General features: G+C 50.8%; 26 protein-coding genes. 14 read left to right on the top strand and 12 right to left on the bottom strand.

What is annotated here, in order from left to right:
* Positions 1-29 precede the first annotated feature (29 nt).
* Positions 30-1,232, top strand: a complete 1,203-nt coding sequence (gene dacC, locus ATB02_RS13130) for a serine-type D-Ala-D-Ala carboxypeptidase (protein WP_097714544.1) — start codon at positions 30-32, stop codon at positions 1,230-1,232.
* Positions 1,233-1,278: 46 nt separating this feature from the next.
* Here dacC and deoR read toward each other — a convergent pair whose 3' ends face one another.
* Together deoR and ybjG are read right to left on the bottom strand one after the other, a co-directional pair.
* Complete coding sequence (gene deoR / locus ATB02_RS13125; protein ID WP_000450117.1) at positions 1,279-2,037, bottom strand: DNA-binding transcriptional repressor DeoR; 759 nt, start codon at positions 2,035-2,037, stop codon at positions 1,279-1,281.
* 57 nt (positions 2,038-2,094) lie between these two features.
* Positions 2,095-2,691 (bottom strand): undecaprenyl-diphosphate phosphatase, encoded by a 597-nt coding sequence (gene ybjG / locus ATB02_RS13120; RefSeq protein ID WP_105271707.1) that lies wholly within the window; start codon positions 2,689-2,691, stop codon positions 2,095-2,097.
* Between the two features lie 285 nt (positions 2,692-2,976).
* Here ybjG and mdfA point away from each other — a divergent pair, with 285 nt between their 5' ends.
* A complete protein-coding gene (gene mdfA / locus ATB02_RS13115; protein ID WP_001353329.1) occupies positions 2,977-4,209 on the top strand; it encodes a multidrug efflux MFS transporter MdfA in 1,233 nt (410 codons plus the stop codon).
* Between the two features lie 40 nt (positions 4,210-4,249).
* Here the strand turns inward: mdfA and ybjH are convergent, their stop codons facing one another.
* The 3 genes from ybjH to ATB02_RS13100 all read right to left on the bottom strand — a co-directional run bounded on the left by ybjH (position 4,250) and on the right by ATB02_RS13100 (position 6,643).
* Positions 4,250-4,534 (bottom strand): protein YbjH, encoded by a 285-nt coding sequence (ybjH, locus tag ATB02_RS13110; protein ID WP_000605918.1) that lies wholly within the window; start codon positions 4,532-4,534, stop codon positions 4,250-4,252.
* A gap of 85 nt (positions 4,535-4,619) precedes the next feature.
* The gene (gene ybjI / locus ATB02_RS13105; protein ID WP_001353328.1) at positions 4,620-5,435 is read right to left on the bottom strand and encodes a 5-amino-6-(5-phospho-D-ribitylamino)uracil phosphatase; all 816 of its coding nucleotides are present in this window, start codon (positions 5,433-5,435) and stop codon (positions 4,620-4,622) included.
* Positions 5,435-6,643, bottom strand: coding sequence for an MFS transporter (locus ATB02_RS13100; protein ID WP_000217860.1), 1,209 nt, complete (start codon positions 6,641-6,643; stop codon positions 5,435-5,437). The genes ybjI and ATB02_RS13100 overlap by 1 nt, the downstream gene beginning before the upstream one ends.
* Positions 6,644-6,726: 83 nt before the next feature.
* Between ATB02_RS13100 and rcdA the strand changes: the two genes are divergently transcribed.
* A complete protein-coding gene (gene rcdA / locus ATB02_RS13095; RefSeq protein WP_001295289.1) occupies positions 6,727-7,263 on the top strand; it encodes a DNA-binding transcriptional regulator RcdA in 537 nt (178 codons plus the stop codon).
* 174 nt (positions 7,264-7,437) lie between these two features.
* Here the strand turns inward: rcdA and ATB02_RS13090 are convergent, their stop codons facing one another.
* Positions 7,438-9,123: an aspartate:alanine antiporter gene (locus tag ATB02_RS13090; protein WP_001024876.1), complete on the bottom strand. Its 1,686-nt coding sequence runs from the start codon at positions 9,121-9,123 to the stop codon at positions 7,438-7,440.
* Positions 9,124-9,392: 269 nt separating this feature from the next.
* Between ATB02_RS13090 and ATB02_RS13085 the strand changes: the two genes are divergently transcribed.
* Positions 9,393-9,770 carry an inner membrane protein YbjM gene (locus ATB02_RS13085; protein ID WP_000681110.1) on the top strand — a complete coding sequence of 126 codons (378 nt, stop codon included), beginning with the start codon at positions 9,393-9,395 and terminating at the stop codon, positions 9,768-9,770.
* A gap of 29 nt (positions 9,771-9,799) precedes the next feature.
* Here the strand turns inward: ATB02_RS13085 and grxA are convergent, their stop codons facing one another.
* On the bottom strand, positions 9,800-10,057 hold the full coding sequence (gene grxA, locus ATB02_RS13080; RefSeq protein ID WP_001195231.1) for a glutaredoxin 1: 258 nt from the start codon (positions 10,055-10,057) through the stop codon (positions 9,800-9,802).
* A 159-nt stretch (positions 10,058-10,216) separates the two neighbouring features.
* Between grxA and ATB02_RS13075 the strand changes: the two genes are divergently transcribed.
* The 10 genes from ATB02_RS13075 to rlmC all read left to right on the top strand — a co-directional run bounded on the left by ATB02_RS13075 (position 10,217) and on the right by rlmC (position 18,949).
* Complete coding sequence (locus ATB02_RS13075; RefSeq protein WP_001201580.1) at positions 10,217-10,504, top strand: DUF1418 family protein; 288 nt, start codon at positions 10,217-10,219, stop codon at positions 10,502-10,504.
* Positions 10,488-11,210, top strand: a complete 723-nt coding sequence (nfsA, locus tag ATB02_RS13070) for a nitroreductase NfsA (RefSeq protein ID WP_105271706.1) — start codon at positions 10,488-10,490, stop codon at positions 11,208-11,210. Before ATB02_RS13075 ends, nfsA begins: the two co-directional genes overlap by 17 nt.
* Positions 11,211-11,270: 60 nt before the next feature.
* On the top strand, positions 11,271-12,173 hold the full coding sequence (gene rimK / locus ATB02_RS13065) for a 30S ribosomal protein S6--L-glutamate ligase (protein WP_000684326.1): 903 nt from the start codon (positions 11,271-11,273) through the stop codon (positions 12,171-12,173).
* 87 nt (positions 12,174-12,260) lie between these two features.
* Positions 12,261-12,737 (top strand): YbjN domain-containing protein, encoded by a 477-nt coding sequence (locus ATB02_RS13060; RefSeq protein WP_000203025.1) that lies wholly within the window; start codon positions 12,261-12,263, stop codon positions 12,735-12,737.
* Positions 12,738-13,087: 350 nt separating this feature from the next.
* Positions 13,088-14,200: a spermidine/putrescine ABC transporter substrate-binding protein PotF gene (gene potF / locus ATB02_RS13050; RefSeq protein WP_105271705.1), complete on the top strand. Its 1,113-nt coding sequence runs from the start codon at positions 13,088-13,090 to the stop codon at positions 14,198-14,200.
* Between the two features lie 94 nt (positions 14,201-14,294).
* Positions 14,295-15,428 (top strand): putrescine ABC transporter ATP-binding subunit PotG, encoded by a 1,134-nt coding sequence (gene potG / locus ATB02_RS13045; RefSeq protein ID WP_105271704.1) that lies wholly within the window; start codon positions 14,295-14,297, stop codon positions 15,426-15,428.
* Between the two features lie 9 nt (positions 15,429-15,437).
* Positions 15,438-16,391, top strand: coding sequence for a putrescine ABC transporter permease PotH (potH, locus tag ATB02_RS13040; protein WP_000105436.1), 954 nt, complete (start codon positions 15,438-15,440; stop codon positions 16,389-16,391).
* Positions 16,388-17,233, top strand: a complete 846-nt coding sequence (potI, locus tag ATB02_RS13035) for a putrescine ABC transporter permease PotI (protein ID WP_001061668.1) — start codon at positions 16,388-16,390, stop codon at positions 17,231-17,233. The genes potH and potI overlap by 4 nt, the downstream gene beginning before the upstream one ends.
* Before the next feature lie 59 nt (positions 17,234-17,292).
* Positions 17,293-17,781, top strand: coding sequence for a YbjO family protein (locus ATB02_RS13030; RefSeq protein WP_000389258.1), 489 nt, complete (start codon positions 17,293-17,295; stop codon positions 17,779-17,781).
* 40 nt (positions 17,782-17,821) lie between these two features.
* Complete coding sequence (gene rlmC, locus ATB02_RS13025; RefSeq protein WP_001149690.1) at positions 17,822-18,949, top strand: 23S rRNA (uracil(747)-C(5))-methyltransferase RlmC; 1,128 nt, start codon at positions 17,822-17,824, stop codon at positions 18,947-18,949.
* A 174-nt stretch (positions 18,950-19,123) separates the two neighbouring features.
* Here the strand turns inward: rlmC and artJ are convergent, their stop codons facing one another.
* From artJ to artP, 5 genes are all read right to left on the bottom strand, one after another.
* Complete coding sequence (gene artJ, locus ATB02_RS13020; RefSeq protein WP_001354873.1) at positions 19,124-19,855, bottom strand: arginine ABC transporter substrate-binding protein ArtJ; 732 nt, start codon at positions 19,853-19,855, stop codon at positions 19,124-19,126.
* A 290-nt stretch (positions 19,856-20,145) separates the two neighbouring features.
* A complete protein-coding gene (artM, locus tag ATB02_RS13015) occupies positions 20,146-20,814 on the bottom strand; it encodes an arginine ABC transporter permease ArtM (protein WP_000895400.1) in 669 nt (222 codons plus the stop codon).
* Complete coding sequence (gene artQ, locus ATB02_RS13010) at positions 20,814-21,530, bottom strand: arginine ABC transporter permease ArtQ (protein ID WP_105271703.1); 717 nt, start codon at positions 21,528-21,530, stop codon at positions 20,814-20,816. Before artQ ends, artM begins: the two co-directional genes overlap by 1 nt.
* Before the next feature lie 6 nt (positions 21,531-21,536).
* Positions 21,537-22,268 carry an arginine ABC transporter substrate-binding protein ArtI gene (gene artI / locus ATB02_RS13005; RefSeq protein WP_000756580.1) on the bottom strand — a complete coding sequence of 244 codons (732 nt, stop codon included), beginning with the start codon at positions 22,266-22,268 and terminating at the stop codon, positions 21,537-21,539.
* Between the two features lie 17 nt (positions 22,269-22,285).
* Positions 22,286-23,014, bottom strand: coding sequence for an arginine ABC transporter ATP-binding protein ArtP (gene artP, locus ATB02_RS13000; protein WP_000027204.1), 729 nt, complete (start codon positions 23,012-23,014; stop codon positions 22,286-22,288).
* Positions 23,015-23,129: the final 115 nt, after the last annotated feature.

Genomic DNA, 23,129 nt, shown 5'->3' with positions numbered 1-23,129 from the left:
TTTTTTGAATGGATACTCGGGTGGCATTTATGACGCAATACTCCTCTCTCCTTCGTGGTCTTGCAGTGGGTTCTGCATTTTTATTCCTTTTTGCCCCAACGGCATTCGCGGCGGAACAAACCGTTGAAGCGCCGAGCGTGGATGCGCGTGCATGGATTTTAATGGATTACGCCAGCGGTAAAGTGCTGGCAGAAGGCAATGCGGATGAGAAACTGGACCCCGCGAGCCTGACTAAAATCATGACCAGCTATGTGGTTGGGCAGGCGCTTAAGGCCGATAAGATTAAACTCACCGATATGGTGACGGTCGGTAAAGATGCCTGGGCGACGGGAAACCCGGCACTGCGTGGTTCGTCGGTAATGTTCCTCAAACCAGGCGATCAGGTTTCGGTGGCAGACTTGAACAAAGGCGTGATTATCCAGTCCGGTAATGACGCCTGTATTGCGCTGGCTGATTACGTTGCCGGGAGCCAGGAGTCATTTATTGGTTTGATGAATGGTTATGCCAAAAAACTGGGGCTGACCAACACGACCTTCCAGACGGTGCACGGTCTGGATGCGCCGGGGCAGTTCAGTACCGCGCGCGATATGGCATTGCTGGGTAAAGCATTGATCCACGATGTGCCAGAAGAGTACGCCATTCATAAAGAGAAAGAGTTCACCTTCAACAAAATTCGTCAGCCTAACCGTAACCGTCTGCTATGGAGCAGCAATCTGAATGTTGATGGCATGAAGACAGGAACCACGGCAGGCGCGGGATATAATCTGGTTGCTTCGGCTACCCAGGGCGATATGCGTTTGATCTCCGTAGTACTGGGTGCGAAAACTGACCGTATCCGTTTTAATGAGTCTGAGAAATTATTGACCTGGGGTTTCCGCTTCTTTGAAACCGTGACGCCAATTAAACCTGATGCCACCTTTGTGACTCAGCGCGTCTGGTTTGGTGATAAGAGCGAAGTGAATCTCGGGGCAGGCGAAGCGGGATCAGTGACCATACCGCGAGGGCAGTTGAAAAACCTGAAGGCGAGCTACACGTTAACGGAACCACAGCTCACCGCACCGCTGAAAAAAGGTCAGGTTGTCGGCACCATTGATTTCCAGCTTAACGGTAAATCCATTGAGCAGCGTCCGCTGATCGTGATGGAAAATGTGGAAGAGGGCGGATTCTTTGGTCGGATGTGGGATTTCGTGATGATGAAATTCCATCAGTGGTTCGGCAGCTGGTTCTCTTAATCTTCTGATAACCGGATGGCGCGAAACGTCATCCGGTTATTCGTTGTTAATACATCAACTTAATACGCTGCGTCTGCGCGTACTTCACATACTCATCTTCCGGGCAACAATCGCTCACTACAATATCAAAGCGTTTCAGGTCACCCATGCGTGCCGGACGCACCTTGCCAAATTTACTGTGGTCGACAACCAGCACATGCTTTTGCGCCATCGACATGGCCCAGTGTTTTACCGGCAACTCTTCAAGATTAAAACAGGTAGCGCCCTTACTGACATGCACCCCCGCCGCGGAATAAAAAGCGATATCCGGGCAAAAATTATTCAGCGTTTGCTGAAAATCGATGGGTTTGAAAATGGCGTTGCTGGCGTGAAATTCACCACCGCAAAGAAACGCGCGGCAATGAGGTTTCTCTTTCAGTGCCAGAAAGGTATTTAGCGAATAACAAATGGCGGTGAAAGGAATTTCATTATCAATCGCTTCAATAATCCACGGTGTGGTGGTGCCACAGTCAAAAAAGAGGGTCTGATCGGGTTCTACCAGCGTCGCAGCCAGTTTTGCCGCCCGGCGTTTTTCTTCCACCAGGCGGGATTTTTGATCGCTTAACAGGTAATGGCTGGCGCTGCGCGGTTCCAGAACAATATAGCCGCCGAGCAAAACGACGGGCGCACTGTGGTTGTTCAGATCGCGACGAATCGTCATCTCCGAAACCCCAAGCAGGGCGGCGGCGTCTTTAAGATGTAACTTATCGCTGCGTTTTAATTCTTGCAGCAGTTGCCCGATACGCTCTTCGCGACGTGTTTCCATAATCCCTCTGAATAGTTATTGAAGCGAGCCGCTCAATACTACACTTTTTAGCAGAGATCAGTCACGCACCCAGCCTTTGCGGATCGGTAATGCAAAACAGAAGCGATACCACGATTGCAGACGTTGATAGAGTTTATGCCCTATCGCTTGCCAGATAATCTGAGCGCTAAGGCAGCCAATCATACCTGCCAGCAATCCACCGAGCATATCCAGCGGCCAGTGCACGCCAAGATAAACGCGCGACCAGGCAATGACAACAGCCAGTACCATTAAAAGGGAACCGGACCACAGGCGATGCCAGCATAAAAATGCCAGTGCAAAGGTGAAAATTACCGTACCATGATCGCTCGGGAATGAGTCATCCGCCGCATGATGCAGGAAGTTATAGCCGATATTCTCGACAAAGGGTCGGTCGTGCGGAAAAAGATGCCCCATCGTCCAGGACACAAACAGGCTGACCGCCAGCGCGATAGCGATTTTTATCACCAGTTGCCGTTGTGCTGTAAGCCCCCACAACCAAAGTACTGCGGCCAGCAGCGGCACCACGGTAATCAAATCTTTAGCAATATAAATCGCCAACGAGATCATCCACGGAGCCGAGTCTGGCGTCGCGTTAATAAGAGAGAATAGAGAGAGATTCAAATTTTCCAGCATAACTTCCCGACGCAAAGTGATTAAAAGGGAGCCAATACAGGCAAGTCGTTGAGAATAAAGTGCAGGTTAAACTGGGTAAAGCGGCATCGTCTTATTTCCCTCAAGCGGCCCTGTTTACGGTGGCTGATTGTAACGAGCATAGGTTAAATAAAACTTAAAGAAAGCGTAGCTATACTCGCAATAATGTAAGAATGTGCTTAACCGTAGTTTCAGCTACAAAATTCGCTTTCTCGTTAGCTGCGCTTTTATTAAACTTTGCGCGATTATTATTGGCGAAGAAATTGCATGCAAAATAGATTAGCTTCCGGTGCCAGGCTTGGACGTCAGGCGTTACTTTTCCCTCTCTGTCTGGTGCTTTACGAATTTTCAACCTATATCGGCAACGATATGATTCAACCCGGCATGTTGGCCGTGGTGGAACAATATCAGGCGGGCATTGATTGGGTTCCTACTTCGATGACCGCGTATCTGGCGGGCGGGATGTTTTTACAGTGGCTGCTGGGACCACTGTCAGATCGTATTGGTCGCCGTCCGGTGATGCTGGCGGGAGTAGTGTGGTTTATCATCACTTGTCTGGCGATATTACTGGCGCAAAACATTGAACAATTCACGCTGTTGCGCTTCTTGCAGGGCATAAGCCTCTGTTTCATTGGCGCTGTGGGTTACGCCGCAATTCAGGAGTCCTTCGAAGAGGCGGTTTGTATCAAGATCACCGCGCTGATGGCGAACGTGGCGCTGATTGCTCCGCTACTTGGTCCGCTGGTGGGCGCGGCGTGGATCCATGTGCTGCCCTGGGAAGGGATGTTTGTTTTGTTTGCCTCATTGGCAGCGATCTCCTTTTTCGGTCTGCAACGAGCCATGCCTGAAACCGCCACGCGGATTGGCGAGAAACTGTCGCTGAAAGAACTCGGTCGTGACTATAAGCTGGTGCTGAAGAACGGTCGCTTTGTGGCAGGGGCACTGGCGCTGGGTTTTGTTAGCCTGCCGTTGCTGGCGTGGATCGCCCAGTCGCCGATTATCATCATTACCGGCGAGCAGTTGAGTAGCTATGAATATGGCTTGCTGCAAGTGCCTATTTTCGGGGCATTAATTGCGGGTAACTTGCTGCTAGCGCGTCTGACCTCGCGCCGCACCGTACGTTCGTTGATTATTATGGGCGGCTGGCCGATTATGATTGGCCTGTTGGTCGCTGCTGCGGCAACGGTTATCTCATCGCACGCGTATTTGTGGATGACCGCCGGGTTAAGTATTTATGCTTTCGGTATTGGCCTGGCGAATGCGGGATTGGTGCGATTGACCCTGTTTGCCAGCGATATGAGTAAAGGTACGGTTTCTGCGGCGATGGGAATGTTGCAAATGCTTATTTTTACCGTCGGTATTGAAATCAGCAAACATGCCTGGCTGAATGGGGGCAACGGCCTGTTTAATCTCTTCAACCTTGCCAACGGGATTTTGTGGCTGCTGCTGATGGTTATCTTTTTAAAAGATAAACAGATGGGTAATTCGCACGAAGGGTAAAAAAATGCCTGGTTGCGCAAAGCAATCAGGCATTTTCAAATTAATGGTGATGGTCATCAATCTGGTGTTCGATAACCATCCCTTCACCTACGCTGGCAAGATGGCGAACATACGGATGCGGGCGGTAAGCCGGAGCTGGCGCAGGAGCCACATAGACGGTTTGCGGCACAGTCGCGACGCTGACTGCTTGTGGAACGCTGACTGAATCAGGGACCACAACCACTTTGTATCCACTCGGCACATCGACGGTGACACTTTGCGCCATCGCCACACCAGTAAAGCCCATTAAAAGCGCGCCCAACAGTAGACAATTTCTCATAATCATTTCGCCTGAAATAATGCAGCGGGTTAATTTCTGCGAATTATGCAGCCTTCATTCAGGCTTTGTGTTGCCGGGCGTGCTACCGTTTTTATTGATCAAAAGGCGCTTCGTGTTTAAGAACTTTATCGATCACATCCAGTACACCTTCATGATTATTGGAGCCTGCCCGGTATTTTGCCGCTGCGACGACCGCGCTGCCGGCATTTTCCATCGCAAAACTAAAGCCTGCCTGACGCAGCATCTCAATATCGTTACCACCATCGCCGAAGACCACCACTTCGCTGTCGTCTATTCCCCATAATTTCTGAAGTTGGCGCAGGCCATTCGCTTTATGTACGCCGGGGATAATCAGATCGATGCTGCCGTTGCCGGTGTGGACCGGCACCATAATATCGCCGATGGTCTCATGTAATGCTTTTTGCACTTGTGGAATCAGTTCATCGGAAAGATTCAGGCCAAACTTAAAGAAGATATCTTCTAAATTATCAAAGTTATCGACGTATTCCAGACGGTGATAATACATTTCCGCCACCGTTTTCATGGCATCGTCATATTTTTTGAGGGTATAGGCGCTATTTTTTCCGCAGGCAATAATTTCCACTTCTGGGCGCGTCAGTAAATGTTCCACCACAGTAGCAAACGCATCCTTCGACAGCTCGCCATTAAAAACATCTTTGCCTTCGCTTACAACCCAACCGCCGTTTTCAGCCACAAAGGCAATTTCATTAGCAATTTCAGGGAAGAAAGAGATCAACTGATAATATTGATTCCCGCTGGCGACCACAAAGCGAATGCCTTGTGCTTTCATCTGCTGATACTGAGCCATAAACCGCTCACGGTTATAGGTTTTTTGATCGCTTAAGAAAGTACCATCCATGTCTACCGCAATTAATTTAATGCTCATCAACTATTCTCCATCGCCGTCTGCGTTTTGGTATTGGGTTTGGCGACGGCTTTCGCGACAATAGCCGCAAGAATAACCAGCGCCAGTACAACCAGCATTGCACTACGTAATCCATAATGTTCGCCGAGATAGCCCAGCAGCGGCGGCCCGACGAGGAAAGCCAGATAACCGGTCGTTGCTACCACGCTGACGCGGGTCGGTGCATCGGGGCCGGTATCGCTGGCGGCAGAAATGGTCAGCGGGAAGCCCAGCGAGGCACCCAGTCCCCAAAGTACAACAGACACCCCAGCGACCCAGGCGCTATCGACAAAAATAATCAGCCCAATACCCAACGCTCCCATCAGTGCACTGGCCCGAACCACGGCAACGCGACTATAACGGTCGATGAACCAACCGCCGGTAAAGCGTCCAACAGTCATCCCCAGGGTAAAACCGGCATAAATCAGCGAGCCGGAAGTAGGGCTAAAACCGTGACCGTCAACCATTAATAAGGGTAACCAGTCGTTGGCAGAACCTTCGGCAAAGGCCATCGCCAGAACCACGACACCAATCAGCAGCAACTGGATATCGCGATAAAAAGGTACGCCTTTTTCACCATGCTGGGTGCCATCGGCAGCATTTTTGCCCGTACCGTCAGGGATTGCCTGAATGGCGATATAAATAGGCGCGATGCCTACCAGCGCCGCCAATAAAATGTGCACCGTTGCCGGAACGCCAAAGGCCGTCAGTGCCATCCCGACACCAGCGCCTGCCAGCGTGCCCAGGCTATAAAAACCGTGCATCATCGGCAAAACCGTCTTATTCATTTCTCGCTCAACGGCGGCACCTTCAACGTTTATCGCCACTTCTGCAGAACCAAAACTTGCCCCAAAGACGCCGAGACCAACGGCAAAGAGCAGGGGCGATGTCAGCCAGAGTGCCAGACTTAATATCATCATCCCGATCAATGCGCAGGACATCGTGACCAGGATGACATTACGCGTCCCAAAGCGTTTCACTAACCACGCCGAGCAGAGAATACCGCTCATTGAACCGATCGACAGACCAAAGAGGACTCCGCCCATTTCAGCGATCGAAACAGAAAGAATATCGCGGATAGCAGGTGTACGAGTTGCCCAGGACGCCATTAACAGGCCCGGCAAAAAGAAGAACATAAACAGCGCCCAGGTTCGGCGTTTCAATGCATTACGTGAAGAATTTACGGTCATAGATCACGTCAAAATAAGAAGAGGGAAGACAACATTAGCAAGGTTGTGTACATTTGTACACAATTGCAGAGAGAGGAAATGACATGCGTCGCGCTAACGATCCGCAACGGCGAGAAAAAATCATCCAGGCCACGCTGGAGGCGGTGAAACTTTACGGAATACATGCCGTTACGCACCGCAAAATTGCTACCCTTGCCGGGGTACCGTTGGGGTCGATGACCTACTATTTTTCAGGAATTGATGAGTTGTTGCTGGAGGCGTTCAGCAGTTTTACTGAGATCATGTCCCGGCAATATCAGGCATTTTTTAGCGATGTTAGTGATGCTCCGGGCGCATGCCAGGCTATCACCGATATGATCTACAGCTCACAGGTTGCAACGCCGGATAACATGGAGCTGATGTACCAGCTCTACGCGCTGGCTAGCCGAAAACCGCTATTAAAAACGGTAATGCAAAACTGGATGCAGCGCAGTCAGCAAACGCTCGAACAATGGTTTGAACCCGGAACCGCCCGCGCGCTTGATGCGTTTATTGAGGGGATGACGCTGCATTTTGTCACCGACCGTAAGCCGCTATCGCGCGAGGAGATTTTGAGGATGGTTGAGAGGGTTGCAGGGTAGTAGATAAATTTTAGATAACAAAAAACCCACCAACCTTGAACCAAAATGGCGGGGTTGATGGGCTCCACAAAATGGGGACATCAAAGAAAAGCAGTGGCACTAATTAAGACTGATGCCCTGCGGAAAAGTTCTGCGGTTGTGCAAAAAAATTTCATTTTCAGGGCAACTTCAGTTTTATCCTAACCCTGGCCATACCATGACGATGATTGTCCCAGCCAGCGTTAGCAGAACGTTGGCGATTGCGTAGGTGCCCGCATAGCCCAGCGCCGGGATGTTACTGCGGGCTGTATCGCTGATGATCTCCATTGCCGGTGCGCAGGTGCGTGCGCCCATCATTGCGCCGAACAACAGTGCGCGGTTCATTCGCAATACATAAGCACCGAACAAGAAGCAGATAACCACTGGCACCAGACTGACAATCAATCCGGCAATCAACATCTGACCGCCAATCGCGCCCAGGCCGTTATTAATACCGCTACCAGCGCTCAGACCAACGCCTGCCATAAACACCATCAAGCCGAACTCCTTCACCATGCTTAATGCACCCTGCGGAATGTAACCGAAGGTCGGGTGGTTAGCGCGCATAAAGCCCAGCATAATTCCGGCGAATAACAACCCGGCAGCGTTCCCCATGCCGAAACTGAATGTGCTGAACTGGAAGGTGATCATTCCGATCATCAGCCCAATAACAAAGAAGGCGCAGAATGCCAGCAAGTCAGTGACCTGGCTGTGAATCGAGATAAAGCCGATGCGATCGGCGATGGTTTTTACGCGACGGGCATCGCCGCTGACTTGTAAAACGTCACCTTTGTTAAGCACGACGTTGTCATCAATCGGCATCTCAATCTGGCTACGAATGACGCGGTTAAGGAAGCAACCGTGATCGGTCAACTTCAGTTGTGCGAGACGTTTGCCAACAGCGTTATGGTTTTTAACGACCACTTCTTCAGTGACGATACGCATGTCGAGGAGGTCGCGATCAAAAACTTCTTTGCCGTTACGGAAGCTGGGATCGAGTCGGGCGTGGGCGTCGGGATAGCCTACCAACGCTATTTCATCGCCCATTTGCAGCACGGCATCACCATCTGGATTTGCCAGAATCCCGTTACGCCGAATACGTTCAATGTAACAGCCAGTTTGTCGATAAATACCCAGTTCACGCAGATTTTTGCCGTCGGTCCAGGCTACCAGCTCCGGGCCGACGCGGTAGGCGCGGATCACCGGCAAATAAACCTTACGGTTGGCATCTGTGTCCAGGCCACGTTCGCGGGCGATTTGCTGGGCGCTGGTCTGTAAGTCCTGATGCTGCAATTTCGGCAAGTAACGCGCACCAACAATCAAACTCACCAGACCGATTAAATAGGTTAAGGCATACCCGAGGCTCAGATTATCCAGTGCCAGTGAGAGCTGCCTGCTTTCCATGCCGGAATGACGCAGTGTATCGCCAGCACCGACCAAAACCGGTGTTGACGTCATAGAGCCTGCTAACATACCGGCCGTCAGGCCAATATCCCAGCCAAACAGCTTACCTAACCCTAAGGCGATCACCAGCGCACTGCCAACCATCACCAGTGCTAACATTAGGTAATTTTTCCCATCGCGAAAAAAAATGGAAAAAAAGTTCGGTCCGGCTTCGACCCCGACGCAGAAAATAAACAGCATAAAGCCAAGATTAAGCGCGTCGGTGTTAATGCTGAAATGTTGTTGGCCTAATAACAGCGATACGACTAAAACGCCAATGGAATTACCCAGTTGGATCGAACCAAGTCGTAATTTTCCGAGACATAGCCCAAGCGCGAGGACCACAAATAATAACAGAATGTAATTCCCATTTAACAATTCGGCGACGTTTATATTCACGGAGGCTAACTTCTTGTTTACTAGTAAGCTGTTGAAAGAAATGGTAATTTACGATAATGTTTTTTACCAGAATTCAGGGCGCAGATTCATTCAGCGCACCTAAACGATAGTAAAGTAACAATATATTTTACTAGTGTAATCACATTAGGTATCAACGGCTATATGAATTGCGTTGGCCTATATTAGCATGGAATGCGAAGCGGCTTTATCTTACTGAACGCCACACTGGCGAAAAATGTGTTCGATAGACGCAGTGTCAGGAGGAACGAGTGAAACATAAACAACGTTGGGCGGGGGCAATCTGCTGTTTTGTCCTCTTCATTGTGGTGTGCCTTTTTCTGGCGACGCACATGAAAGGCGCTTTTCGGGCTGCCGGGCATCCTGAAATTGGCTTGCTGTTTTTCATTCTTCCTGGAGCGGTTGCCAGCTTCTTTTCACAGCGTAGAGAAGTACTGAAACCTCTATTTGGCGCAATGCTGGCGGCACCCTGTTCGATGCTCATAATGCGGCTGTTTTTTTCACCAACGCGCTCATTCTGGCAAGAGCTGGCATGGTTATTAAGTGCGGTGTTCTGGTGTGCGTTGGGGGCATTGTGTTTCTTATTTATCAGCAGTTTGTTTAAATCACAGCACAGAAAAAATCAATGAAGCCCTCAACGCGAGGGCTTATCAGACGATCAGGCGTCCAGATTCTCTTTCACCCATGCAGCAAAATCGGTATAGCCGCCGATATGTTGCTGATCGACAAAAATCTGCGGCACGGTTTCTACGGGTTTACCTGCCTTTTGTTGTAGATCTTCTTTAGTGATCCCTTCCGCACGAATATCTACATACTGATACTGAAAATCATCGCGTTCATTGCTCAACTTCTCAGCCAGATCTTTTGCGCGCACACAGTAAGGGCAACCCGGACGACCAAAAATAACGGTTTGCATTGTTTCTCTCCTCATCGGTTTATGCCGGTAATGATCACGCCAAAATGTATTCGCTGAAAGTAGGTTTAACCTGTTGCATTAATTGCTAAAAGCTATAACTGTTAAACACAATACAGTGAAAAGTTTTAGACTGAAGGCTCACTTTGCAGAGGGAAGCGTATGCGCGCGATCGGTAAATTGCCTAAAAGCGTGTTGATACTGGAATTTATCGGAATGATGTTGCTGGCGGTGGCGCTGCTGTCGGTAAGCGGCTCCCTGTCGCTGCCTGAGCCATTTTCTCGGCCAGAAGTGCAGATTCTGATGATTTTTCTCGGTGTTTTGCTCATGCTTCCCGCTGCGGTGGTGGTTATTCTTCAGGTGGCAAAACGTCTTGCCCCACAGCTGATGAACCGTCCACCGCAATATTCACGTTCAGAAAGAGAAAAAGATAATGACGCCAACCATTGAACTTATTTGTGGCCATCGCTCCATTCGCCATTTCACTGATGAACCCATTTCCGAAGCGCAGCGTGAGGCGATTATTAACAGCGCCCGTGCGACGTCCAGTTCCAGTTTTTTGCAGTGCAGTAGCATTATTCGCATTACCGACAAAGCGTTACGTGATGAACTGGTGACGCTGACCGGCGGGCAAAAACACGTAGCGAAAGCGGCGGAGTTTTGGGTGTTCTGTGCCGACTTTAACCGCCATTTACAGATCTGTCCGGATGCACAACTTGGCCTGGCGGAACAACTGTTGCTCGGTGTCGTTGATACGGCAATGATGGCGCAGAATGCGTTAACCGCAGCGGAATCGCTGGGATTGGGCGGGGTATATATCGGCGGCCTGCGCAATAATATTGAAGCGGTGACGGAACTGCTGAAATTACCGCAGCATGTTCTGCCGCTGTTTGGGCTGTGCCTTGGCTGGCCTGCGGATAATCCGGATCTTAAGCCGCGTTTACCGGCTTCCATTTTGGTGCATGAAAACAGCTATCAACCGCTGGATAAAGAGGCACTGGCGCAGTATGACGAGCAGCTGGCGGAATATTACCTCACCCGTGGCAGCAATAATCGCCGGGATACCTGGAGCGATCATATCCGCCGAACAATCATTAAAGAAAGCCGCCCATTTATACTGGATTATTTGCACAAACAGGGTTGGGCTACGCGCTAAAACCGCCACGCCGATGTATGATACGCGGGCTTTTGACCAGGTCTGACAGAGAGGTGCAGGGTGAAAATTGCCATATTGTCCCGGGATGGAACGCTCTATTCGTGTAAGCGGCTGCGTGAAGCCGCTATACAGCGTGGTCACCTGGTTGAAATTCTTGATCCGCTTTCTTGCTACATGAACATAAATCCTGCGGCGTCTTCTATTCACTACAAAGGCCGCAAGTTACCCCATTTTGACGCTGTGATCCCGCGTATTGGCACCGCCATTACCTTTTATGGGACGGCGGCACTGCGCCAGTTCGAGATGCTGGGGAGCTATCCGCTCAATGAGTCGGTCGCCATTGCCCGGGCGCGTGACAAATTGCGTTCGATGCAACTGCTGGCGCGTCAGGGCATCGACCTGCCTGTCACGGGCATTGCGCATTCGCCGGATGATACCAGCGATTTAATCGACATGGTCGGTGGTGCGCCGCTGGTGGTTAAGCTGGTTGAAGGTACGCAGGGAATTGGTGTCGTGCTGGCGGAGACGCGTCAGGCGGCGGAAAGCGTGATTGACGCCTTTCGCGGTCTGAACGCGCATATTCTGGTGCAGGAATATATCAAAGAGGCGCAAGGGTGCGATATCCGCTGTCTGGTTGTTGGCGATGAAGTGGTCGCTGCGATTGAACGGCGGGCGAAAGAGGGCGATTTTCGTTCCAATTTGCATCGTGGCGGTGCAGCAAGCGTCGCCAGTATCACACCACAGGAGCGTGAAATCGCGATAAAAGCCGCGCGAACGATGGCGCTGGACGTTGCTGGTGTGGATATTCTGCGTGCTAATCGCGGGCCGTTGGTGATGGAGGTGAATGCGTCACCGGGGCTGGAAGGAATAGAAAAAACCACCGGTATCGACATCGCGAGTAAAATGATCCGTTGGATCGAACGCAACGCCACGACAGAATATTGCCTGAAAACGGGTGGTTAGTCGCAATCACATTACTGATCATGGTTTTGCCTGCGCTTTTTGCGTAAGCTGTGCCGGTCTTTTTATCGGAAGAGGTTGTACAAAATTATGACATCGCTGGTCGTTCCTGGTCTGGATACGTTGCGTCAATGGCTCGATGACCTGGGGATGAGTTTTTTTGAATGTGATAACTGTCAGGCTCTGCATCTGCCCCATATGCAGAATTTCGACGGTGTCTTTGATGCCAAAATCGATCTGATCGATAACACGATCCTGTTTTCTGCCATGGCGGAAGTCCGACCTTCAGCCGTATTGCCGCTGGCGGCGGATTTATCAGCCATCAATGCCAGTTCGCTGACCGTGAAAGCATTTCTTGATATGCAGGATGATAATCTGCCAAAGCTGGTGGTTTGCCAGTCTTTATCCGTTATGCAGGGCGTAACCTATGAGCAGTTTGCATGGTTCGTGCGTCAGAGCGAAGAGCAGATTTCGATGGTCATTCTTGAAGCTAATGCCCATCAACTGCTGTTACCGACTGACGATGAAGGGCAAAACAACGTTACCGAAAACTATTTCCTCCACTGATAACTCCTTTCGAGCACGCAGTCGCTGCCGCAGTGACTGCGTGCTGCAAAATTATCTGCTGTTTTTAACCTTTTCTTAAAGATTGTTTCACTTCTCTTGTGCCGATTTGGCTTTATCACATAGAGCAAATACGCATAAAAATTTGTTAAATACCGTTTTTTAATCCGAGCTATAGTCTCAAACCCTGGCTAAAGTTATTCTTGCGATGCTTTTATATAGCGAGCAGTGCTGGCCGGGAGAGAGTTCTCTTTTCTTACACCGCGCCGATAAAAAATATGCACGAATATTGCATATCTTTCAGTGTGACAACTTTTGTTCGTTTGTTAACGAACTTTCAGAAGGAAAGAGATATGACCGCCTTAAATAAAAAATGGCTATCGGGTCTGGTTGCGGGTGCTCTGATGGTCGTCTCTGTCGGCACGCTCGCGGCTGAACAAAAAACACTCCACATCTATAACTGGTCTGATTATATCGCCCCGGATACGGTGGCCAATTTTGAAAAAGAAACCGGTATTAAAGTCGTCTACGATGTTTTCGACTCTAACGAAGTACTGGAAGGCAAATTAATGGCAGGGAGCACCGGCTTTGACCTGGTGGTTCCATCTGCCAGCTTTCTGGAGCGCCAGTTGACTGCGGGAGTTTTCCAGCCACTGGATAAAAACAAATTGCCGGAGTGGAAGAATCTCGACCCGGAACTGCTGAAGCTGGTCGCTAAACATGACCCGGATAATAAATTTGCTATGCCCTATATGTGGGCGACGACCGGGATTGGCTATAACGTCGATAAAGTCAAAGCGGTACTGGGTGAAAACGCGCCCGTCGATAGCTGGGACTTGATCCTCAAACCTGAAAATCTGGAAAAACTGAAAAGCTGCGGCGTCTCTTTCCTTGATGCACCGGAAGAAGTGTTTGCTACCGTGCTGAATTATCTCGGTAAAGATCCCAACAGCACTAAAGCAGATGATTACACCGGACCGGCAACCGATCTGCTGTTAAAGCTGCGCCCGAACATTCGTTATTTCCATTCATCTCAATACATTAACGACCTGGCAAACGGCGATATTTGCGTCGCTATCGGCTGGGCGGGCGATGTCTGGCAGGCGTCAAACCGCGCGAAGGAAGCGAAGAATGGCGTTAATGTCTCGTTCTCGATTCCGAAAGAAGGGGCGATGGCGTTCTTTGATGTCTTCGCCATGCCTGCGGATGCCAAAAATAAAGACGAAGCTTATCAGTTCCTGAATTACCTGCTGCGCCCGGATGTGGTGGCGCATATTTCCGACCATGTGTTCTATGCCAACGCGAACAAAGAAGCTACGCCGCTGGTAAGCGCGGAAGTGCGTGATAATCCAGGGATTTATCCTCCGGCGGACGTTCGTGCGAAGTTGTTCACTCTGAAAGTGCAGGATCCGAAAATCGACCGTGTGCGCACCCGCGCGTGGACCAAAGTGAAGAGCGGAAAATAATCCGCAGTCGTAGATGCCGGACGGGCGCACCACACCCGCCGGCAATTCGCACCATTATGGTGCGCTTGCACACATTCAATGCCGGAGAGCAGCCGTGAATGACGCTATCCCTCGCCCCCAGGCGAAAACCCGTAAGGCGCTGACGCCGCTATTAGAAATCCGTAATCTGACTAAATCTTACGATGGTCAGCATGCGGTCGATGATGTCAGCCTGACCATCTATAAAGGCGAAATCTTCGCGCTGCTGGGCGCATCCGGCTGTGGCAAGTCCACGCTGCTGCGTATGCTGGCAGGTTTCGAACAACCTTCTGCCGGGCAGATTATGCTCGATGGCGTCGATTTATCACAGGTACCGCCTTACCTGCGCCCTATCAATATGATGTTTCAGTCTTACGCGCTGTTTCCGCATATGACCGTGGAACAGAACATCGCTTTTGGCCTGAAACAGGACAAATTGCCGAAAGCGGAAATTGCCAGCCGGGTCAATGAGATGCTTGGGCTGGTGCATATGCAGGAGTTCGCCAAACGCAAACCGCATCAGCTTTCCGGTGGTCAGCGTCAGCGTGTGGCCCTGGCCAGAAGCCTTGCCAAGCGCCCGAAACTATTACTGCTCGATGAGCCGATGGACGCGCTGGATAAAAAGCTGCGTGACCGGATGCAGCTTGAAGTGGTGGATATTCTGGAGCGCGTCGGTGTGACCTGCGTAATGGTCACCCACGATCAGGAAGAGGCGATGACCATGGCGGGGCGCATCGCCATTATGAATCGTGGGAAATTTGTCCAGATTGGCGAGCCGGAAGAGATCTATGAGCATCCGACCACGCGCTACAGTGCTGAATTTATCGGTTCAGTTAACGTCTTTGAAGGTGTACTTAAAGAGCGTCAGGAAGATGGCCTGGTGCTTTATTCGCCGGGACTGGTGCATCCACTGAAAGTCGATGCGGACGCTTCGGTGGTCGATAACGTGCCGGTACACGTGGCGCTGCGTCCGGAAAAAATCATGCTTTGCGAAGCACCGCCCGCCAATGGTTGTAACTTCGCGGTGGGGGAGGTGATGCACATTGCCTATCTCGGCGATCTTTCGGTGTATCACGTTCGCCTGAAAAGCGGGCAGATGATCAGCGCCCAGCTACAAAACGCCCATCGCTATCGTAAAGGATTACCCACCTGGGGCGATGAAGTGCGCTTGTGCTGGGAAGTGGACAGCTGTGTGGTGTTGACGGTTTAAGGAGCAAAGATGAGTACACTTGAACCTGCTGCCCAGTCGAAACCGCCGGGCGGATTTAAGCTGTGGTTGTCGCAGCTGCAAATGAAGCATGGGCGCAAACTGGTCATTGCGTTGCCGTATATCTGGTTGATCTTACTGTTTCTGCTGCCATTTCTGATTGTATTTAAAATAAGCCTGGCGGAGATGGCGCGCGCTATTCCACCTTATACCGAACTGATGGAGTGGGCTGACGGGCAACTTTCCATCACCCTCAATCTTGGTAATTTCCTGCAACTGACTGACGATCCGCTCTATTTCGATGCATATCTCCAGTCGTTACAGGTAGCGGCGATTTCGACAATTTGTTGTTTACTGATCGGCTATCCGCTGGCGTGGGCGGTGGCGCACAGTAAGCCTTCGACCCGCAATATCTTATTGCTGCTGGTGATCCTGCCGTCGTGGACCTCGTTTCTGATCCGCGTTTATGCCTGGATGGGAATATTAAAAAATAACGGCGTGCTGAATAACTTTCTGCTATGGCTGGGGGTTATCGACCAGCCGCTGACCATTCTGCATACAAACCTGGCCGTTTATATTGGCATTGTTTATGCCTATGTACCGTTTATGGTGCTGCCGATTTATACCGCGTTGATTCGTATTGATTATTCGCTGGTGGAAGCGGCACTGGATCTCGGTGCACGACCGCTGAAAACGTTCTTTACTGTGATCGTGCCGCTGACCAAAGGCGGGATTATTGCCGGATCGATGCTGGTGTTTATCCCGGCTGTGGGCGAGTTTGTGATCCCTGAACTGCTCGGTGGCCCGGACAGCATCATGATCGGGCGCGTGCTGTGGCAGGAGTTTTTCAATAACCGCGACTGGCCGGTGGCCTCGGCGGTAGCGATCATCATGTTGCTGCTGCTAATTGTGCCGATAATGTGGTTCCACAAGCATCAGCAAAAAAGCGTGGGAGAACACGGATGAATAATTTACCGGTGGTTCGTTCGCCCTGGCGGATTGTGATTTTGCTGCTGGGCTTCACCTTTCTCTACGCGCCAATGCTGATGCTGGTGATCTATTCATTCAACAGCTCGAAGCTGGTGACGGTGTGGGCCGGCTGGTCAACGCGCTGGTATGGCGAATTATTGCGCGATGACGCGATGATGAGTGCGGTTGGTTTAAGCCTGACAATAGCTGCCTGTGCGGCAACGGCGGCGGCGATCCTCGGGACGATTGCGGCAGTGGTACTGGTACGCTTTGGTCGGTTTCGCGGATCAAATGGCTTTGCCTTTATGATCACTGCGCCATTGGTAATGCCGGATGTGATCACGGGCTTGTCGCTGTTGTTGTTATTCGTCGCACTTGCACATGCCATCGGCTGGCCTGCGGAGCGAGGCATGCTCACCATCTGGCTGGCGCATGTCACTTTCTGTACGGCTTATGTGGCAGTCGTGATTTCTTCGCGTCTGCGGGAGCTGGACCGTTCCATTGAAGAAGCGGCGATGGATCTCGGTGCGACACCGCTGAAAGTGTTTTTCGTCATTACGCTACCGATGATCATGCCCGCGATCATTTCTGGCTGGTTACTGGCTTTTACTTTGTCGCTCGACGATCTGGTTATCGCCAGCTTTGTTTCCGGGCCGGGAGCCACCACGTTACCGATGCTGGTCTTTTCCAGCGTGCGGATGGGAGTGAATCCGGAAATCAACGCCCTGGCAACATTGATCCTCGGTGCGGTCGGAATTGTCGGATTTATCGCCTGGTATCTGATGGCGCGCGCAGAAAAACAGCGGATACGCGACATCCAGCGTGCAAGACGTGGCTGAAGACACTAAAATTTGCCAACCTGGCTACATAATGCCGCGCATGTCGCGGCATTGTTTTCATGGAAGACGAAACGTTGGGATTTTTTAAGAAAACATCTTCATCTCATGCTCGCCTGAATGTGCCTGCGCTGGTGCAGGTGGCGGCGCTCGCCATTATTATGATCCGTGGCCTCGACGTGCTGATGATTTTCAATACGCTGGGCGTGCGCGGTATTGGCGAGTTCATTCATCGCAGCGTACAAACCTGGAGTTTAACACTGGTCTTTTTAAGCAGCCTTGTGCTGGTTTTCATTGAGATCTGGTGTGCGTTTTCACTGGTGAAAGGGCGTCGCTGGGCGCGCTGGCTGTATCTGTTGACACAAATCACGGCCGCCAGTTATTTGTGGGCGGCTTCGCTGGGTTATGGTTATCCGGAGCTGTTCAGCATTCCCGGTGAATCAAAACGTGAAATCTTCCATAGCCTGATGCTGCAGAAGTTGCCGGATATGCTCATCCTGTTGCTACTGTTCGTTCCCTCAACCAGTCGGCGGTTCTTCCAGTTGCAATAATGTGTATAATCGTCGCCCCTGATGATGTGAAGGTTAATGTATGCAGTGCGCACTTTACGACGCGGGTCGCTGTCGTTCCTGTCAGTGGATAACGCAGCTGATTCCAGAGCAACTCTCCGCTAAAACCGCCGATCTTAAAAATCTGCTCGCCGACTTTTCGGTTGAGGAATGGTGCGAGCCGGTGTCAGGCCCGGAGCAAGGGTTTCGTAATAAAGCCAAAATGGTGGTGAGTGGTAGCGTTGAAAAACCACTGCTCGGTATGCTGCATCGCGACGGCACACCAGAAGACCTTTGCGATTGTCCGCTTTATCCCTCCTCATTTGCGCCCGTTTTTGCGGCGTTAAAACCGTTTATCGCCCGTGCGGGGTTAACACCCTACAACGTGGCGCGTAAGCGAGGCGAACTGAAATACATTCTGCTGACTGAAAGCCAAAGTGATGGCGGTATGATGCTGCGCTTTGTACTGCGTTCTGACACTAAGCTGGCACAACTGCGTAAGGCGCTGCCGTGGTTACAGGCACAACTGCCGCAGCTGAAAGTTATTACCGTCAACATTCAGCCGGTACATATGGCGATTATGGAAGGGGAGACGGAGATTTATCTGAGCGAACAACAGGCGCTGGCTGAGCGTTTTAACGATGTGCCGCTGTGGATCCGTCCACAAAGTTTCTTCCAGACTAATCCGGTGGTCGCCAGCCAGCTGTACGCTACTGCGCGCGACTGGGTACGACAGTTGCCGGTTAAACATATGTGGGATCTGTTCTGTGGCGTGGGCGGCTTTGGTTTACACTGCGCGACGCCTGACATGCAGTTAACCGGGATCGAAATTGCGCCAGAAGCCATTGCCTGTGCGAAGCAGTCAGCCGCTGAACTGGGCTTAACGCGTTTGCAATTTCAGGCGCTGGACTCCACTCAGTTTGCCACCGCTCAGGGGGAGGTGCCGGAGCTGGTGCTGGTTAACCCGCCGCGCCGCGGCATTGGTAAACCGCTGTGTGATTATCTTTCAACGATGGCTCCGCGTTTTATCATCTACTCCAGCTGTAACGCCCAAACGATGGCCAAAGATATCCGCGAACTGTCAGGTTATCGTATTGAACGGGTACAGCTTTTTGATATGTTCCCGCACACCGCGCACTATGAAGTGCTGACACTGTTGGTGAAGCAATAAAAAAGCCGCGGCTGCGGCTTCAGATTGCTGATAAGGTGCGCGTTGTTCATGTCGGATGCGGCGTGAGCGCCTTGTTCGGCCTACAAAATCGTGCTAAATCAATGCATTGCAGGGTAAATGTAGGCCTGATAAGCGTAGCGCATCAGGCAATCTTACTTTTGTCATCAGTCCCGATTACTGCGGGAACCACTGGTCATTGATTTTCTGATACGTACCATCTGCTTTAATCGCTGCCAGTGCGTTATTCAGTTTTTCCAGCAGGGCTTTATTATCCGGACGTACAGCGATGCCCAGACCGGTGCCGAAGTACTGCGGGTCGGTCACTTTCTCAGTAGCAACGCCCAGTTGTGGATTGGTTTTCAGCCATTCATTAACCACCGCTGTGTCACCAAATACCCCATCAATACGACCATTTTTCAGGTCGATAAAGGCATTTTGATAACTGTCATAGGAGACAGTTTTTACTTCCGGGTGCTGATCCTGAATATATTTCTGGTGCGTTGTACCGTTTTCCATCCCAATGCGTTTGCCTTTCAGGTCAGCAAACGTTTTGTAGGTATCTTTTTTGGCAATCACAACAGCTGAGTTTTCGTAGTAGGGCGTGGTAAATGATACCTGCTTGCTACGCTCCGGCGTGATATCCATACCGGAGATAACGGCGTCATATTTTCTGAATTTCAGTGACGGGATGAGGCTGTCGAAAGCGTGATTGGTAAAAGTACATTCTGCCTGCATCTGTTTGCATAACGCTTTTGCCAGGTCGATATCAAAGCCGACAATCTCATTATTAGCACCTATAGATTCAAAGGGAGGATAGGTCGCTGATACGCCGAAATTGATTTTCTCTGCGGCAGAAGCGCCGAATGCACAGGATGAAAGTAAAGCGGCAAGAACTAACTTTTTCATGATGGAACTCCCGTCTGTCAATCTTATGATTTTTGGCCGTGTCTGCGGCATGGATTAACAATGCCATCAAGTGAATTTATATGCAATAAATATGATTAAATAATTCGTAATGAATAAAAAAAGACGGACAACTTAGTAGGTTGCCCGTCTTTATTATATTAATCTATGCACTATGTAGGCCGGATAAGGCGTACACGCCGCATCCGGCATAGGCACCGTGCTGGTGTCTGATGCGACGCTGGCGCGTCTTATCAGACCTACAAATCATCCGGCATCAGCATGCAGCCATGTCAATTCCGTCGCTCGAACGCCAGCGCTTTGCGCTCGATCAAACGCATCATCAGTGTCAGCAGGCCGTTGACGACCAGGTAAATAATCCCCGCCGCACCGAACACCATGACATCGTAAGTGCGTCCGTACAACAACTGGCTGTAACCCATTACTTCCATTAGAGTAATGGTGTAAGCCAGAGAGGTACTTTTAAATACCAGCACAACTTCGTTGGAATAAGAAGAGAGTGAGCGTTTAAAGGCATACGGCAGCAGGATCGCCAGCGTATCTTTTTTGCTCATCCCTAGGGCGCTACAGGACTGCCACTGACCTTCCGGGATTGCACGAATTGCACCGTAAAATAGCTGCGTGGTATACGCCGCACTGTTCAGCGACAACGCAATCAGCGCGCACAACCACGGTTCTGACAACAGATGCCACAGTGCCGGATACTCCTGCAACGTCGGGAACTGGCCTGGACCGTAGTAAATCAGGAAGATCTGCACCAACAGCGGCGTACCGGTAAACAGCGTGATATAGCCCCGCACCAGCCACACCAGTACCGGCGTTTTCAGCGTCAGGATGATGGTAAAAATCAACGCCAGAATTAGCGCCACAATCAGCGAGGCAATCGTCAGCGTCAGGCTGGTGTGCAGCCCTTTCATCAGTTCGGGTAAATACTCAAGCATCAGCCAGGCCTCCGCTCAAAACGTGTCGCGCGCAGGTCAATGCGTTTGAGAATGTACTGACTGAGCAGGGTAATCACCAGGTAAATCGCCGCCGCCACAATGTACCAGGTAAATGGCTCCTGGGTACGAGTGGCGATGCTTTTGGTTTGCAGCATTAAGTCATTCACACTTATCAAACTGACCAATGCGGTATCTTTTAGCAGTACCAGCCACTGGTTACCGAGGCCAGGCAACGCATGACGCCACATCTGTGGCATCACCAGGCGGAAAAAGATAGCCGATTTCGACAGCCCCAGCGCCTGACCGGATTCCCACTGACCAAGTGGCACCGCTTTCAGTGCGCCGCGCAGGGTTTGCGAGGCATAGGCGGCATACAGTAGCGACAGGGCGATAACCCCACACAGGAACGGGCTAACGTCGAAGTTCTCAATGTCCATCTGCACCGGGATCTGTACGATCCCAAGATTGATGGTGAAGCCATCCGAAAGCGTCAGCAGTAACTGCGAGGAGCCAAAATAGATAAACAGCACCACCAGAATTTCTGGCAGACCGCGCAGAATCGTCACCAGTGCTGAACCTACCCACGCGACAGGACGCCATTTTGCTGACTCCCACACCGCAAAGAACATCGCCAGCGCCAGTCCGACAATCAATGCACAAACGGCAAGGCCGACGGTCATCCCGGCGGCGCTTGCTAAAGGAAAAAATTCATTCATCAGGTATTACTTCTGGAACCATTTGTTGTAGATGGTTTCGTAAGTGCCATCTTTCTTCACTTTTTCCAGCGCAGTGTTGAATTTCTGCTGCAGTTCAGTGTTGCCCTGACGTACCGCGATGCCGAGGCCAGTACCGAAGTAATCTTTATCGGTCACTTTGTCGCCGACAGCCGCCAGTTTCGGGTTATCTTTCAGCCATTCGGTTACCACTGCGGTGTCACCAAAAACGCCGTCGATACGACCGTTTTGCAGATCGAGTTTCGCGTTCTGGTAGCTATCATAAGGAACCGTGGTGATTTCCGGATGTTTATCCATAATGAATTTCTGGTGCGTCGTCCCGTTCTGAACGCCGACTTTTTTGCCTTTCAGCTGATCAACGCTGGTGTATTTACCTTGTTGACCCACAAACAGGGCAGAGTTGTCATAGTACGGCGTGGTAAACAGCACCTGCTTTTCACGCTCCGGGGTGATATCCATGCCAGCCATCACTGCGTCTACGCGACGGAATTTCAGGCTTGGGATCAGGCTGTCAAACGCCTGGTTAGAGAAAGTGCAGGTCGCATCAATCTCTTTACACAATGCCTGCGCCAGGTCGACGTCAAAACCAACGATCTGGTTGTTTGCATCCATTGATTCAAACGGAGGATAGGAGGCTTCGGTGGCAAAACGAATAGTTTCGGCAGCTGTGGCGGAAAGACTAAAACCTGCAATTAACGCGGCAATCAGAACTTTTTTCATTGTTGTTATCCCGAATCTTAGTGAGAGAGATAGTTTTTAAATGCTTCGGTTTGCGGCTCGGTAAAGCAGCGCGCGTCGCCTTGTTCTACGATATGACCATTTTCCATATACACCACACGGCTGGCGGTTTTACGCGCCACTTCCACTTCGTGGGTGACGATCACCTGGGTAATATTGGTTTCTGCCAGCTCACGAATGATGCTGACGATTTGTGCCGTAATTTCCGGGTCCAGCGCGGCGGTCGGTTCATCGAACAGCAGTACCTGCGGTTCCATCATCAACGCACGCGCAATAGCAACACGCTGCTGCTGACCACCAGAAAGATGCAGCGGATAACGATCGCTATAAGGTTTTAGACGCAAACGTTCCAGCAATTTTTCTGCACGGGCCAGCGCCTGATCTTTACTCAATCCCAGTACACGACAGGGCGCTTCAATCAGGTTTTGCTGCACGGTGAGGTGCGGCCACAGGTTGTATTGTTGAAACACCATACCGACGTTACGACGCAGATCGCGAATCGCTTTGTCTGAGGGCGTTTTGGTGAAATCGAAATGGTTGCCTGCAATGTTGAGCGTACCGGAGCGCGGCATCTCAAGCAGATTGAGTACACGCAGCAGCGAGCTTTTACCCGCGCCACTGGGGCCAAGTAACACCAGCGTTTCGCCCTGTGGGCAATCCAGCGTGATATCGAACAGCGCCTGATGCGCGCCGTAAAAGCAATTAATGCCGTTTAATTGAATACTCATTGACACTCGTATACTGGCAGTCTGATAGCTATTGAGGTCGAAGATAGTACCTTTGACAGAATAATTATGCAATATTTCTGCTTTAAAAGTTAAAAGCAAAGCGCATTATTCACTA

Origin of the sequence: Escherichia sp. MOD1-EC5189 (genome assembly GCF_002966045.1) — a bacterium.
GTDB classification, from domain to species: Bacteria; Pseudomonadota; Gammaproteobacteria; order Enterobacterales; family Enterobacteriaceae; genus Escherichia; species Escherichia coli_F.
The sequence above is the reverse complement of the archived record's forward strand: the minus strand, read 5'-3'. Positions and strand labels throughout refer to the sequence as shown.